Source organism: Streptococcus mitis (assembly GCF_902159415.1).
Classification (GTDB): Bacteria; Bacillota; Bacilli; order Lactobacillales; family Streptococcaceae; genus Streptococcus; species Streptococcus mitis_BG.
The window spans coordinates 23,350-37,239 of the sequence record NZ_CABGJU010000003.1 but is presented as its reverse complement, the minus strand read 5'-3'; the positions used below and the strand labels follow the sequence as shown (position 1 = coordinate 37,239).

General features: G+C 35.6%; 14 protein-coding genes. 3 read left to right on the top strand and 11 right to left on the bottom strand.

Going from position 1 to position 13,890, the window contains the following annotated elements; all coding sequences use genetic code 11:
* Position 1: 1 nt before the first annotated feature.
* Genes mreD through yfmF form a run of 9 tightly spaced genes read right to left on the bottom strand, consistent with a single transcriptional unit; the run spans position 2 to position 7,732 of the window.
* On the bottom strand, positions 2-496 hold the full coding sequence (mreD, locus tag FN031_RS07830; RefSeq protein ID WP_142559170.1) for a rod shape-determining protein MreD: 495 nt from the start codon (positions 494-496) through the stop codon (positions 2-4).
* A complete protein-coding gene (gene mreC / locus FN031_RS07825) occupies positions 493-1,314 on the bottom strand; it encodes a rod shape-determining protein MreC (protein WP_142559167.1) in 822 nt (273 codons plus the stop codon). Before mreC ends, mreD begins: the two co-directional genes overlap by 4 nt.
* Before the next feature lie 28 nt (positions 1,315-1,342).
* Positions 1,343-2,137 carry an energy-coupling factor transporter transmembrane component T family protein gene (locus FN031_RS07820; protein ID WP_142559165.1) on the bottom strand — a complete coding sequence of 265 codons (795 nt, stop codon included), beginning with the start codon at positions 2,135-2,137 and terminating at the stop codon, positions 1,343-1,345.
* Entirely contained in the window at positions 2,130-2,969 is an 840-nt protein-coding gene (locus FN031_RS07815) for an energy-coupling factor transporter ATPase (protein WP_142559163.1), read from the bottom strand. Before FN031_RS07815 ends, FN031_RS07820 begins: the two co-directional genes overlap by 8 nt.
* Entirely contained in the window at positions 2,954-3,781 is an 828-nt protein-coding gene (locus FN031_RS07810; RefSeq protein WP_142559161.1) for an energy-coupling factor ABC transporter ATP-binding protein, read from the bottom strand. Before FN031_RS07810 ends, FN031_RS07815 begins: the two co-directional genes overlap by 16 nt.
* Before the next feature lie 2 nt (positions 3,782-3,783).
* Positions 3,784-4,323, bottom strand: a complete 540-nt coding sequence (gene pgsA, locus FN031_RS07805; protein ID WP_142559159.1) for a CDP-diacylglycerol--glycerol-3-phosphate 3-phosphatidyltransferase — start codon at positions 4,321-4,323, stop codon at positions 3,784-3,786.
* Positions 4,324-4,334: 11 nt separating this feature from the next.
* The gene (gene rodZ / locus FN031_RS07800; RefSeq protein ID WP_142559157.1) at positions 4,335-5,162 is read right to left on the bottom strand and encodes a cytoskeleton protein RodZ; all 828 of its coding nucleotides are present in this window, start codon (positions 5,160-5,162) and stop codon (positions 4,335-4,337) included.
* A 39-nt stretch (positions 5,163-5,201) separates the two neighbouring features.
* Entirely contained in the window at positions 5,202-6,485 is a 1,284-nt protein-coding gene (gene yfmH, locus FN031_RS07795; protein WP_142559156.1) for an EF-P 5-aminopentanol modification-associated protein YfmH, read from the bottom strand.
* Positions 6,482-7,732, bottom strand: a complete 1,251-nt coding sequence (yfmF, locus tag FN031_RS07790) for an EF-P 5-aminopentanol modification-associated protein YfmF (protein WP_142559154.1) — start codon at positions 7,730-7,732, stop codon at positions 6,482-6,484. The genes yfmH and yfmF overlap by 4 nt, the downstream gene beginning before the upstream one ends.
* A gap of 162 nt (positions 7,733-7,894) precedes the next feature.
* On the opposite strand from yfmF, the gene yaaA reads away from it, so the two are divergent.
* On the top strand, positions 7,895-8,254 hold the full coding sequence (yaaA, locus tag FN031_RS07785) for a S4 domain-containing protein YaaA (RefSeq protein ID WP_142559152.1): 360 nt from the start codon (positions 7,895-7,897) through the stop codon (positions 8,252-8,254).
* Between the two features lie 2 nt (positions 8,255-8,256).
* Positions 8,257-9,348, top strand: a complete 1,092-nt coding sequence (recF, locus tag FN031_RS07780) for a DNA replication/repair protein RecF (protein WP_142559149.1) — start codon at positions 8,257-8,259, stop codon at positions 9,346-9,348.
* Between the two features lie 51 nt (positions 9,349-9,399).
* On the opposite strand, the gene guaB is transcribed toward recF, so the two are convergent.
* Both guaB and trpS read right to left on the bottom strand, forming a co-directional pair.
* Entirely contained in the window at positions 9,400-10,878 is a 1,479-nt protein-coding gene (gene guaB / locus FN031_RS07775) for an IMP dehydrogenase (RefSeq protein WP_142559147.1), read from the bottom strand.
* A 162-nt stretch (positions 10,879-11,040) separates the two neighbouring features.
* The gene (trpS, locus tag FN031_RS07770) at positions 11,041-12,066 is read right to left on the bottom strand and encodes a tryptophan--tRNA ligase (protein WP_075565212.1); all 1,026 of its coding nucleotides are present in this window, start codon (positions 12,064-12,066) and stop codon (positions 11,041-11,043) included.
* Positions 12,067-12,261: 195 nt separating this feature from the next.
* Here trpS and FN031_RS07765 point away from each other — a divergent pair, with 195 nt between their 5' ends.
* Entirely contained in the window at positions 12,262-13,884 is a 1,623-nt protein-coding gene (locus FN031_RS07765) for an ATP-binding cassette domain-containing protein (RefSeq protein ID WP_142559145.1), read from the top strand.
* The last annotated feature ends 6 nt before the right edge of the window (positions 13,885-13,890 follow it).

The following is a 13,890-nucleotide window of genomic DNA, read 5'->3' as shown; positions in this document are numbered from 1 at the left end:
ATTATAGATATATTTTTTCAAAAACAAACTGAAAAACTAACATCCAAATAAAATTTAAGATCATGGTTGGCACCAAACTATAGATTATAAAAAATGTTAGGCTTTCAGATGTTAATCCAATAGCCTGCGCAAGCATAAAGCCACCAAATTCAAATAAGAAAGTCATCACTAGTATTGCTAACATTCTAGTCCATCTATTTACCAATATGACAGAATTATTTTTATAAACAATAGCACCAACAATAATAAAAAGAAGGCTTGCTAATCCTATTAAATGAAAGAAATAAATATCGTATATGACACCTAGAACCAAGCAATAGGCCAAAAATAAATACTCAGAGACTTCAATCGTCTCAAATAATAGGAATATAAAAATAAAGTGACTAATAATATGAAAATGAGGAAAAAAACTATTTACAAATTGTCCTAAATGGCTATCTATTAACAAAATAAGGGGCAAGAGGATAAACATTCCTATCTGTTTCAACTGTCTCATGATGGATTCCCCACTAGCTCTACAACCTTCACATTCATCGAGTCAGCATAAAGCTTAACCATAACTTCTCTTGTCAGATAATCGCTACTATGAGTCACAGAAACTACTTCCCCAACAGGAATGTCTGCTGCATTAAAGTTTCCTAAACCACTGGTCGTCACCTTGTCTCCTTGACTGATATCGCCACTACTATTTAGCTGGCTAATCTTAAGTAGCTCTTTTCCCTTATCATAGCCAATAATAATTCCATAAATGCTACTAGATTCATGCTGAATTTTTACTGAAATTTTATCAGTGTTCTCAGCATTTGTTAACAAATTGACGATGGTTGAATGCTCTTCAACCTTTTCAACACTACCAATAAGCCCGCCGCCAGCTACAACAAGCATATTACTAGTAACACCTTTTGAAGAACCTGAATCAACTGTCAATTCTTGCTTCCAAGTAGCAGGTGTTCTCATAATCACATCCGAAGCAATCAACTTGGTAACGTTTAATTTTGACTTCATTTCTAACAATTGGCGTAGTTGTTCATTCTCTTCTTTTAGACTTTCTGATTCATTAGACTCTTTTTTCATACGATAGAATTCGCTTTTGAGAGTCTCATTTTCATTGTAGGTTCTAGTTAAGTGGCCTAAATCAGATTTTACAGAAGATAACCACTGAAATGGTTTTTCCACCATTCGGTCAATAAGAGAAAGACCATCACTGGCTTTTGTCACAAATGTACTCGATTTTGTTGTTACTAAAAAAACTCCAACAATTATCGCTACGGCAAATAGGACGATGATATACTTTGATTTTTTAAAACGATTCATACATCTACCTTATATTTTTTACTTTACTTCAGGATTTTAATATAAATAATAATATCCCCAATAGACTTATCAAAATGAGGGCAATACTATCTTTTCTCATCCAACTTAATTGTCGATATTGACTTCTTCCAACACCACCTTGATAGCCTCTAGCCTCCATAGCAGTCGCTAGAGAATCCGCACGTTTCAAACTGGTCGCAAACAATGGAATCAAAATAGGAATCATTGCTTTTACCTTTTGAATAATGCTTCCTTCACCAAAGTCAACTCCACGCGCCTTTTGAGCATTCATGATTCTAATAGTATCATCCATCAAGGTTGGTACAAAACGCAAACTCATTGACAGCATAAGCCCTATCTCATGAACTGGAACTTTGAATCTCTTCAAAGGACTTAACAAGGATTCAACAGCTGTTGCCAAGCTTAACGGCATAGTAGTCAAGGTTAGTAAAGTTGAGAAAAAGATAATCAATACAAATCTACAAAAGATTATTCCTGCTTGTTCAATTCCATGACTCGTAATTTTAATAAAACCAATCTCCCATAATACCTGACCACCCGATATGAAGAATAGCTGGAAAATAGTTGTAAAAGCTATTAGAAAGAACATTGAACGCAATCCTTTTATAAAAAAGGACAAAGGTACTCCTGATAAACTAATAAAAATACCAGTAACAACAAACAGAAGCAAATTCGTAATAAGATTGTTAGCCCAAAAACTTATAACAATCAGTAAAAACATTGCCAATAACTTACTTCGAGGATCCATACGATGAATAATCGAGTCCCCAGGTATGTATCTACCTAAAATCATATTATCCATTTATGAACTCCTTGAATTCTTCTATCGTTATAGGTAATTGCTTAAAAGTAGCGCCTCTTTTAATTAATTTTTGTGCAAATCTTGTAATTTTTGGAACACCCAACTGTATTTTCTCCATAAAATCAATATCTTGAAAAACAAAGCTTGGTTCTCCACTTTTGACTAATCTTCCTTTTTCCATCACATAAACTTGATCAGCATATTCTGCCACATCATCCATAAGATGTGTCACCAAGACGATTGTTATTCCATCTTGATGGAGTTTTTTAAACAAGTTCATCAACTCTTTTCTGCCAATCGGATCCAATCCCGCTGTTGGTTCATCTAATACTAAGATTCTAGGCTCCATAGCCAAAATTCCAGCAATTGCTACACGTCTCATCTGTCCACCTGATAATTCAAAAGGACTACGTTCAAAGAGGGATTCATCAATTCCGACCAAGGCTAATTTTTCACGCGCAATAGTCTCTGCTTCTTCTCTAGAAACTCCAAAATTTTGAGGCCCAAAGGCCACATCTTTGAGAACAGTCTCTTCAAAAATTTGGTTTTCAGCAAACTGAAAAACTAAGCCAACTTGCTTACGAATTTGGCGAATTTCTTTATTTACCGAAGTGGGGGTAATAAGCGTATCAAAGACACGAACTTTTCCATCTGTTGGAACTAACAAACCGTTCAGTAATTGTAGTATTGTCGACTTCCCACTCCCTGTATGTCCAATCAGAGCAGTGTAAGAACCATCCTTGATTGTTAAACTAACATCAGATAGAGCTGTAGAGGCAAACGGCGTTCCATTTTGATAAATATAACTAACATTTTCTAGAGTAATTCCCATAACGCCTCCTCTAGCTCATCTTCAGTCATGTATAAATCAGGTAGATTCAAGCCACTCTCACGTAATGACTGTCTCAATTGGTTCACAAACGGTTGATCTAACCCAATTTTGTCTATATCACTTCGAGAAAATAATTCTCTAGGGCTACTTGTTGATTCGACTTGACCCTTTTTCATAACCAGAACACGATCGCTCATGGCAACTTCTTCCAAATCATGAGTAATAGAAATAACAGTCATTTGATGATCTTTTCGAATTTCTTGGACGATTTTGATTAGTTCCAATCGCCCCTCTGGATCAAGCATACTTGTTGATTCATCTAAAATCAAAATATCAGGGCGCAAAGCTACTACACCAGCAATCGCTACTCTTTGTTTTTGCCCACCAGACAAACGCGCAGGTTCTTTTTTATGAAATTCTTCCATTCCTACCAAGGAAAGCGCCTCTGTTACTCGTTTTTGCATTTGGTCCAGCGAAATTCCTTGATTTTCCAAGCCAAAAGCAACATCGTCTTCCACAGTGGCTCCAACAAATTGGTTGTCCGGATTTTGAAAAACCATTCCAATTTTACGTCTCTTTTCCCAGACATTTTCGGGAGTTAAAAGATCCCCGTCTATCCAAATTTCTCCTGACTCAGCCTCAAGCAAGCCATCTATCAAGCGAACTGTTGTCGATTTACCGCTTCCATTATGACCAACAATAGACAGCCACTCTCCACGTTTCACGTGAAACGATACATGATTAACATCATAATGCTCTTGGTTCATTTGGTAACGAAAAGCTAAATCTTTAATTTCAATAATGTTTTTCATTTTTAACGAAAGGTTCCTTTAAATAAATAGGCACTTCCTTTGAAGTAGTCATACCCCGAATAGATAGTAAAAAATAGTGCTATATACAGCATCAGTTGTCCTAGAAAATTCCAATGGAATAATAAGAAAATAATTGCAAACATCTGACTAAATGTCTTAATTTTACCAGGCATTGCAGCAGCAAGAACAGTCCCACCTGTCTCGACCAACAGTAATCGTAGTCCTGTAACTGCAAGCTCTCGACAAATAATAATGGCAACAACCCAAGCAGGAGCCATATTTAGGCCAACCAACATGATAAATGCAGACATCACCAATAATTTATCAGCCATAGGATCTGCAAACTTACCAAAATTGCTAACGACTCCCCATTTTCTAGCCAAATACCCATCTAAATAATCCGTGATACTCGCGAGGGAAAAAATAATTGCTGCTACTCCATGTAATAAAGGAAACTCACCAAATGATAGAAAAAGAACAAAAATGGGTATAAATAAAATTCTACCTATCGTTAGTATGTTAGGGATATTCTCTTTTTTCATGTTTACCTTTCTTAATTTGGACTAATAGTCAAATTTATCCATCCTGTCTGTCCGGTTAATTTTGATGTATCTATTTCTTGGTTATCGATCTTGATTTTCACGCCTTTGACAACGCCTAGAGTAATTGTTACAGGAGTTTTTTTAGAAATTGTAGTTGTGGCTGTTTGGTTACCTGGAGCTAGAGTAACACCTCCTGCCAAATCAGTATCCGAAACACTCACCCAACTTTGAGTGTCTTTTACAGAAAGTTGAAGCTCGGCAGTTTCTTTAGAAGTTTTATATACTACTGAGATTGTATCACCTTCTCCAGAAATAGTCACTGCAGACGTTTTAGCAACACTTGTTTCAGTAGTAGATTGGCTATTACTTGTCACTTCAGTGGTAGAATCACTTGTAGTTGTAGTAACAACACTGTAACTAGCTTCAGATGTGTTTATTGGTTGTGTCTGAATGTAATTCCATACATAATAAGACACAAAAGCTATAATCGATAAGGAAAATAGAAGGAAATAGAACAGGGGAAGGAAGGATTGTTTTTTTCGATTTGAGCGTCTACGTCCTGAAAGTTCAATCTCATCAACATCGACTTCTTCATAAGTAATCATGTTGCCTGAATCGTAGGCGTCTAGAATAATATTTTCGTCAAGTTCTACAGCCCAAGCATATTTCCTTAAAAATGATCGCGTATAAAAAAGATTTGGTAATTTATCAAAATTATCTGTTTCCAACGCTTCTAACAAGTCTAGTTGAATATCAGTCTTTCTTTGCAATTCCTCTAAACTTAATCCTTGGCTAATTCTAGCTAACCGCAAGACTTCACCAATCGTTTTTTTTCTCATACTTAACACTCCTACTTTCAAGTATATTCTTATTGTTTACTATAATGGTAAAATTGTAAAATCTACCATATCACTATTATCAATAAAATGATGCCCAACCTCAAGAACATCTTCCAAAGTCATTTCTTGTATAATTTTAGGTAAATCAAATAGGGTTGAACCCTCTTTAGAAGGTTGATACTGAGTCGCAATAAAATCTAAAGAGTTTAAATTATGAATAAATTCCCCATATAATTCACTTTTAACTAAATCTAAATGATCCTCTGAGATATCATTATCTCTTTCAAATTCCTGAATAGCTTTACGAAAAAGATGAGAAAGGGCAAGAGGTTCCTTTGTTTCCATAGTTAACATTAGGAAGTTAAAACGTTTATTAATTTCAATTTCTAAAGATAAAGACGAATCGATCTTACCAGTTTCATATAAATTTTGGTACCTTTGTGAAGTCCAGCCAAACATCATTGTAAATAGAGCTCTCAACAAGATACTATAACGATAACAATCTTTATTGTCAAAATCTAAATTGCTACGTAGCCCAATTGCTAATTTTGGAGAAGTAACATCCATTCGAGTACTGTCAATCTTATTTACAGGGTGTAAAGCAATCTTGTTTTTAACAATCTTTTCTACTTTTTTACTAGTTATATAGTTTTGAAGAAAATATTCTTTCAAAATTTCAAGATCAAAATTACCTACCAGAAAGATATTAGTATTTACAGGCGTGTAAAATAAGCTGAAATTTTCCTCTAAATCACTGACCGAAATGTCTTGAATAGACATTTTCGTGCCAACTATATCAGCTACTAAAGGTGTTTCTGGATAAAGATTTGCCAAGGTTCTAAATAATAAACAAGAGTCTGGATCATCTAAATACATTTCTCTTTCTTGCTGAATAATATCTTTCTCACGTTCAACAGATTCTTCAGATATATTAATTTCAGTTACAAGCTCCTTGAACAATTCTAAACACTCAATAACATGATCCGTAGTAGAAAATAAATAACTTGTATTTGTAAAGCTTGTAAAAGCGTTACTTTCAGCTCCCAACATTGTAAAAGCCGCCATAATGTCTTCCGTATTTTCTCTTTCAAATAATTTATGCTCTAAAAAATGCGCAACTCCTTGCGGATATGTTTTAGAGTCTTTACCAAACGCTGTCAACTTGGTGTCAATTGAACCGATTTGAACATTTACAACACCGTAAATTTCTCTGTAATCCGTTTTAGGCAGCAAAGAAACTGTCAATCCATTTTCTAATCTTACTTGATATAGTGTCTCCTTAATAGCAGGGTAGTATTTTTTGTTAAACTCAACTTTTGTCATTCTACTCCTTCCATAAAGTAAATGGCCTGTAATTTTAAATTATTTGCAGCCTCACAAATCTCATTTTTTCCGACCAATTCTAGTTTTTCAAGCATGGTAGGGATATCCAAAGCTATTTTTCCAAAATAATGACGCAAATAGCTGCGGTCTATAATTGAATCTTGATTGTCTTGAGCCAACATCAAAGATCTCTTAATCATTTTTTTTGTTTGATTAATCTCTATATCTGTAAATTTCCCATTTTTGATATCATGCAATTGTTGATTCATCAATTTTCTTACTCTGTTTCGATTGCTACGATCAATTCCAGCATATAAACGTAAACATCCACTAAAAAAATCTATATGGCTAGATATAGTATAAGCTAGAGCCTCTTTTTCTCGAATCACCGAAAATAATTTAGAATGAGGAAAAGCTCCCAGTAAGCCATTGATAACAATCATAGCCATCTGACGTTCGTCTCCATACCCTACAGAACAATGATAACCCATTTCTATGATTGATTGTCCTAAACTTTTTCGAGCAAAATTCTCTTTTATCACGTTTGAATAAGGTTGCTGGTACTGAATATTTACAGTTCGTTGACGAGCTGTAAAGGGAGTTTGCTTTATATATTCTAAAATCTCAATTTCATTAAAATCCCCTAAGAAAAAAATATCGATTCGATCTTCTTTGAGCATTTTTTGAAAGCTAGTAAAACACGTGTTTGGAGATTCTTCTGAGATTCTGGTAATCAAATCCTCAGGAACTAATTGCATAGAAGGATCTTCAAAATATAAATGATCGAGTTCTTTGTGAGCAAAGAAAAATGGATCTTCAAATTCTGACTCTAATCTAGCTAAAACCTGCTTCTTCTCAATCTCAAATGTATTTTTTTCAAATCCTTCATCATCTGTCAAAGGAGAAAATAGAACCTCACTTAGTAGATCTAAAATTTGAGAAGTCAAGACGTTTTTCTTACTTAAAAATTCATCCCTTACATAAGTAAAACTTACATCTACAAGATGACTTTGTCCTCTCCTGTATGCATGAGTAGATAAATCTGTCCCATACAAACCTGCTAAATGTTTTCTAAAAAGTTGAGCAGTTGGAAAAGACTTATTGGCAGTTTCAAGCATGCTTGCAATTAACATACGACTTGAAATTGTTTCAAGAGACAACGGAGCTGTGAAACGCACAGTTATTTTATTAGTTTTAAATTGTTTAGATTGGATAAAATGCACTGCAATTCCTGGAACCAACTCCATATTTTACCTCCTTATACATAGAGTTCTATTATACCACGAAACAGGAAAATTTTCTTATTCTCTTTATTTCTTTTTCAATAAAATTCGATTTCAATTTATCAAAGGTCACTCTCTGTTATTTATAGTAAAATATGATATAATACCAAAGATTGAGGTGTACTTATGGAATACAAATTATTTGAAAAATTTATCACTCTCCAAGCACTTTTGAAAGAGCTTGGTATTATACAAAGTGGCGGGGCTATCAAATCTTTTTTAGCTGAAAATATCGTTTATTTTAACGGAGAATTAGAAAATCGCAGAGGGAAAAAAATACGAATTGGAGATACCATCAATATTCCCCAAATGAAACTTCACATCAGTCTAGTCCAACCTAGCATAGATGAACAAGAAGAGTATAAACAAGAAAAACTTGAGAAAGAACGTGTAGCTAAACTTGTAAAAGAAATGAACAAGAAGGTCAAAACTAAAAAGACTAACTCACCCCAAAATAAAACTGCTCCACGTTTCCCAGGTAGATAAGTATGTGGCTCAAAAACTTATCCATCAAACAATTTAGAAATTACCATAATATCGAAATAGATTTCAACCCTAAATTAAACGTTTTTGTTGGTCGAAATGCTCAAGGAAAAACGAATCTTCTTGAAAGTATTTACTTCCTATCCCTGACACGTAGTCACCGAACCAATTCAGATAAAAATCTCATCCAATTCAAAGAAGAAAATCTTAAGGTATCTGGAATCCTACAAAAAAAGACTACATCCGTACCACTTGAAATTGACTTAACTCCAAAAGGACGCATCACTAAAGTGAATCACTTAAAACAAGCTCGTCTTTCTGATTATATCGGACATATGAATGTTGTCTTATTTGCACCTGAAGATTTACAGCTTGTTAAAGGAGCTCCAGCAATCAGGCGTAGGTTCATAGATATGGAATTGGGTCAAATCAAACCTATATACTTGTCAGACCTGTCAAGTTATAATCATGTACTTAAACAGAGAAATACTTATTTAAAATCAACACAAAACATTGATGAAACTTTTCTATCAGTTCTTGATGATCAATTAGTAGAATATGGTTGTCGCGTAATGCTTCATCGCTTAGACTTTGTCAAAAAGCTTGAATCATTTGGTCGAAAAAAACATTTTGAAATATCAGACCAGCTAGAAGAGTTGTCAATCAACTATCAATCATCTGTAAACTTTATTGACAAGGTAAACTTAGTTGACAGTTTTAAATCAAGTTTGAAGAAAAGTAGATCAAGGGATATCTTTAAAAAGAATACTGGGGTTGGTCCTCATAGAGATGACATGATTTTCTTAATTAATGGAATGGAAGCAAGTTTCGGTAGCCAGGGACAACATCGTAGTCTTGTTCTCTCTATTAAACTCGCTGAAATAGAATTAATGGAAAGTATCACTCAAGAATCTCCTATTTTATTACTTGACGATGTCATGAGCGAACTTGACAATAATCGTCAACTTAAATTGTTAGAAACTATATCTCATAATATCCAAACCTTCATTACAACTACTAGTTTAGAGCATCTTCAAAACTTACCTGATAACTTGAGCGTCTTTACAGTAGATAATGGTCAATTAACTGTAAATTGAAATTTACATCTTTGTAAAATCAAAAAATCTCCTGTTTAACAGGAGATTTTTTTACATTGAATAGTTTGGTGCTTCATTAGTGATTTGCACATCGTGTGGATGACTTTCTTTGAGACCAGCACCTGACATTTCGATAAACTGAGCATTGTCATGTAATTCTTTTAAGTTAGCAGCACCACAGTAACCCATACCAGAACGAATACCACCAACCATTTGGAAAACAATATCAGCCGCTGCACCTTTATAAGCAACGCGACCTTCAATTCCTTCTGGAACTAGTTTGTTTGCTTCATTTATAGAACCTTGGAAGTAACGGTCACTAGAACCTTTTTTCATAGCTGCAATTGAGCCCATACCTCGGTAAGTCTTGAATTTACGTCCCTGATAAATTTCAGTTTCTCCTGGAGCTTCATCAGTTCCTGCAAACATTGAACCAAGCATAACTGCATTTCCACCAGCAGCAAGAGCTTTAACAATATCCCCAGAATACTTGATTCCACCGTCAGCAATGATGGTTTTTCCATATTCACGTGCAACTGCTGCTGCATCGTAAATAGCTGTTACCTGTGGTACACCAACACCTGCAATTACACGAGTTGTACAGATTGAACCTGGACCAATACCAACTTTAACAACATCAACCCCTGCGTCATAAAGAGCACGCGCACCTTCAGCAGTAGCGATGTTCCCCGCAATCAGTGTACGGTCTGGGAAATGCGCACGGATTTCAGCGATTTTACGAAGTACACCCGCTGAGTGACCATGGGCAGTATCGATAACAATAGCATCAGCTCCTGCTTCAAAGAGGGCTTCTGCACGTTCAAATGTGTCAGAAGTAACACCTACCGCACCAGCAACTAGAAGACGACCGAATTCATCTTTTGCCGCATTTGGGAACTCAATTACTTTCTCGATGTCTTTAATGGTAATCAAACCTGAAAGACGACCTTCTTCATCAACTAGAGGTAGTTTTTCAATACGGTGTTCTTGAAGAATACTCTCAGCAGTTTTTAAATCTGTACCAACCGGAGCAGTAACTAGGTTTTCACTAGTCATGTGTTTTGAAATTGGTTGGTTGTAGTCAGAAATGAAACGCAGATCTCGGTTGGTCAAAATACCAACTAACTTACGGTTTTCTAGAGTTTCAACCACTGGGACACCACTGATACGGTAACGGCCCATGAGTTCATCTGCTTCAGCGATTGTATGTTCAGGAGTCAAGAAGAATGGATCAATGATAACACCATTTTCAGAACGTTTTACCTTACGAACTTCGTCAGCTTGTTGCTCAATGGACATGTTTTTATGGATAACTCCAAGTCCACCTGCACGCGCAATTGCAATGGCCATTTGGCTTTCTGTTACAGTGTCCATTGCAGCTGTAATAATTGGGATATTTAAAGTCAAATTATCTGCCAATTTTGTTGTTAAATCCGCATCATTAGGCAACACATGACTCTCTGCTGGAATTAGCAATACATCATCAAAGGTAAAACCCTTTTTCAAAAATTTAGTGTCCCAATTAGACATTGAAGTTTCCTCTTTTCTTTCTTTATTGAGCTAAACGCTTTTTGTATTGTATCTATCATACCATTCTATGAAAATTTGTCAATTAAATTTATAAGAGAATAAATAAAAAACTATCCCTCTTATTTTAAAGAAGAAATAGTTTTATAGTTCATATTTTATCCATTAGTGAAAGTAATTTAGACCCATTGCAGCTTTTACTTCTGATAGTGTTTGCCCAGCAACTTCTCGAGCTTTTTCACTACCTTTTTGGAGCATATTATAAACCTCACCCATATCTTTAGCATATTCTAGGCGACGTTCACGGATTGGACCAAGTTCACGTTCTAGGATTTCAAGTAGATAACGTTTGGTCTTAACATCACCAAGACCTCCACGTTGATAATGTTCCTTCATTTCAGCAATTTCTTGTGCATCCTCAGGTCGACCAAATACGTCCAAGTAATGGAAAACCATATTACCCTCAATCTTACCTGGATCCTCAACACGGATATGGTCTGGGTCTGTATACATACTCATTACTTTTTTACGCAAAGTATCTGCATCATCGGATAAGTAAATTCCATTATTAAGTGATTTCGACATTTTAGCATTACCATCAAGACCTGGTAAACGTCCCGCACCTTCGTGCTCAGGGTAAATTCCTTCTGGTTCTACTAAAACATCACAGTTATAGGCATGGTTGAAAGAACGCACAATTTCACGAGTCTGCTCAATCATTGGTTTTTGGTCTGTTCCTACAGGAACAAAGTTTGCTTTAAAGGCAGTAATATCAGCAGCTTGAGCAACCGGATAAACCAAAAATCCTGTTGGGATACTTTCTCCAAAACCTTTCTGAGCAATTTCAGTCTTGACGGTTGGGTTTCGTTCCAAACGAGCCAAAGAAACCAAATTCATATAATACATAGAAAGTTCTGCCAGCTCTGGTATTTGACTTTGAATAAAAATGGTTGACTTCTTCGGATCTAATCCCACTGCAAGATAGTCCAAGGCCACATTCCCAATAGACTCTACAATTGTTTGTGGATCTTTTGCGTGGTCTGTTAAGGCTTGTTGGTCAGCTAAAAAGACAAACATGTCATATTTATTTTCTTCTTGTAACAAAACACGGTTTTTTAAACTCCCAACGTAGTGCCCAATATGTAATTTCCCCGTTGGACGATCTCCTGTTAAAATAATGGGTTTATTCATCTTATTCTCCTTTGATATGGTCCTTTCAATTATAGCATTTTTTTAATAAAAAGACAGATAATTTTTAAAATCAAACAACTAGGTTTATGTCAACGAATCTGTAAACTTAGTTGACATAAAATTGACAAACAAAAATTTGAATATTTCTATCTTTTCTAGTAGAATAAATATATTACATATTATAGGAGAAAAACATTGCTTACAGTATCTGATGTGTCACTACGTTTTAGTGACCGCAAACTTTTTGATGATGTCAACATCAAATTTACAGAAGGAAATACATATGGTTTAATTGGTGCTAACGGTGCGGGGAAATCAACATTTTTAAAAATTTTAGCTGGTGATATCGAACCAACAACTGGTCATATCTCTCTTGGACCAAACGAACGTCTCTCAGTTCTTCGTCAGAACCACTTTGACTACGAAGATGAGCGTGCTATTGATGTTGTTATCATGGGGAATGAAAAACTATACAACATCATGAAAGAAAAAGATGCTATCTACATGAAGGAAGATTTTTCTGATGAGGATGGAGTACGTGCAGCTGAACTTGAGGGAGAATTTGCAGAACTAGGTGGTTGGGAAGCAGAAAGTGAAGCTTCACAACTCCTACAAAACCTAAATATCCCTGAAGAGCTTCATTACCAAAATATGAGTGAACTTGCAAATGGGGAGAAAGTGAAGGTTCTCCTTGCTAAAGCCCTATTTGGTAAACCGGATGTCCTTCTTTTAGACGAGCCTACCAACGGTCTTGATATTCAATCTATTACTTGGCTTGAGGATTTCCTAATTGACTTCGATAATACGGTTATTGTTGTATCCCACGACCGTCACTTCTTAAATAAAGTATGTACCCACATGGCCGACCTTGACTTTGGTAAAATCAAGCTCTATGTCGGAAACTACGACTTCTGGAAAGAATCTTCTGAGCTTGCTGCTAAACTACTAGCAGACCGTAATGCTAAGGCAGAAGAAAAAATTAAACAACTCCAAGAATTCGTTGCTCGATTCTCTGCCAATGCTTCAAAATCTAAGCAGGCAACTTCACGTAAAAAGATGCTTGACAAGATTGTCTTAGAAGAAATTATTCCGTCAAGTCGTAAATATCCATTTATCAACTTTAAAGCAGAACGTGAAATTGGTAACGACCTCTTGACAGTAGAGAACTTATCTGTAAAGATCGACGGTGAAACTATTCTTGACAATATAAGCTTTATCTTGCGTCCAGGTGACAAAACTGCTCTTATTGGACAAAATGACATCCAAACAACTGCACTAATTCGTGCAATTATGGGGGATATTGACTATGAAGGAACGGTCAAGTGGGGAGTTACTACTAGTCGCTCTTACTTACCAAAAGATAACTCTGCTGATTTTGCAGGAGACGAGTCAATCCTTGACTGGTTGCGTCAATTTGCAAGTAAAGAAGAAGATGACAATACCTTCCTACGTGGTTTCCTTGGCCGTATGCTCTTCTCTGGAGACGAAGTTAACAAACCTGTCAACGTCTTGTCTGGGGGAGAAAAGGTGCGCGTGATGCTTTCAAAACTCATGCTGTTGAAATCAAACGTCCTTGTACTTGACGATCCTACAAATCACTTAGACTTGGAATCAATCTCAAGTCTGAATGATGGATTGAAAAACTTCAAAGAGTCTATTATCTTTGCCAGCCATGACCACGAGTTCATCCAAACCTTAGCAAATCATATTATTGTTCTTTCTAAAAATGGTGTCATTGATCGTATTGATGAAACCTATGATGAATTTTTAGAAAATGCTGAAGTTCAAGCAAAAGTAAAAGAACTTTGGAAAGACTAGGTAGAA

Excerpts from the sequence above, each read along its gene's own strand:
- mreD (WP_142559170.1), bottom strand. The coding sequence starts at position 496 with ATGAGACAGTTGAAACAGATAGGAATGTTTATCCTCTTGCCCCTTATT.
- yaaA (WP_142559152.1), top strand. The coding sequence starts at position 7,895 with ATGGAATACAAATTATTTGAAAAATTTATCACTCTCCAAGCACTTTTG.
- guaB (WP_142559147.1), bottom strand. The coding sequence starts at position 10,878 with ATGTCTAATTGGGACACTAAATTTTTGAAAAAGGGTTTTACCTTTGAT.
- FN031_RS07820 (WP_142559165.1), bottom strand. The coding sequence starts at position 2,137 with ATGGATAATATGATTTTAGGTAGATACATACCTGGGGACTCGATTATT.
- pgsA (WP_142559159.1), bottom strand. The coding sequence starts at position 4,323 with ATGAAAAAAGAGAATATCCCTAACATACTAACGATAGGTAGAATTTTA.
- rodZ (WP_142559157.1), bottom strand. The coding sequence starts at position 5,162 with ATGAGAAAAAAAACGATTGGTGAAGTCTTGCGGTTAGCTAGAATTAGC.
- mreC (WP_142559167.1), bottom strand. The coding sequence starts at position 1,314 with ATGAATCGTTTTAAAAAATCAAAGTATATCATCGTCCTATTTGCCGTA.
- yfmF (WP_142559154.1), bottom strand. The coding sequence starts at position 7,732 with ATGGAGTTGGTTCCAGGAATTGCAGTGCATTTTATCCAATCTAAACAA.
- FN031_RS07810 (WP_142559161.1), bottom strand. The coding sequence starts at position 3,781 with ATGAAAAACATTATTGAAATTAAAGATTTAGCTTTTCGTTACCAAATG.
- trpS (WP_075565212.1), bottom strand. The coding sequence starts at position 12,066 with ATGAATAAACCCATTATTTTAACAGGAGATCGTCCAACGGGGAAATTA.
- FN031_RS07815 (WP_142559163.1), bottom strand. The coding sequence starts at position 2,969 with ATGGGAATTACTCTAGAAAATGTTAGTTATATTTATCAAAATGGAACG.
- yfmH (WP_142559156.1), bottom strand. The coding sequence starts at position 6,485 with ATGACAAAAGTTGAGTTTAACAAAAAATACTACCCTGCTATTAAGGAG.
- recF (WP_142559149.1), top strand. The coding sequence starts at position 8,257 with ATGTGGCTCAAAAACTTATCCATCAAACAATTTAGAAATTACCATAAT.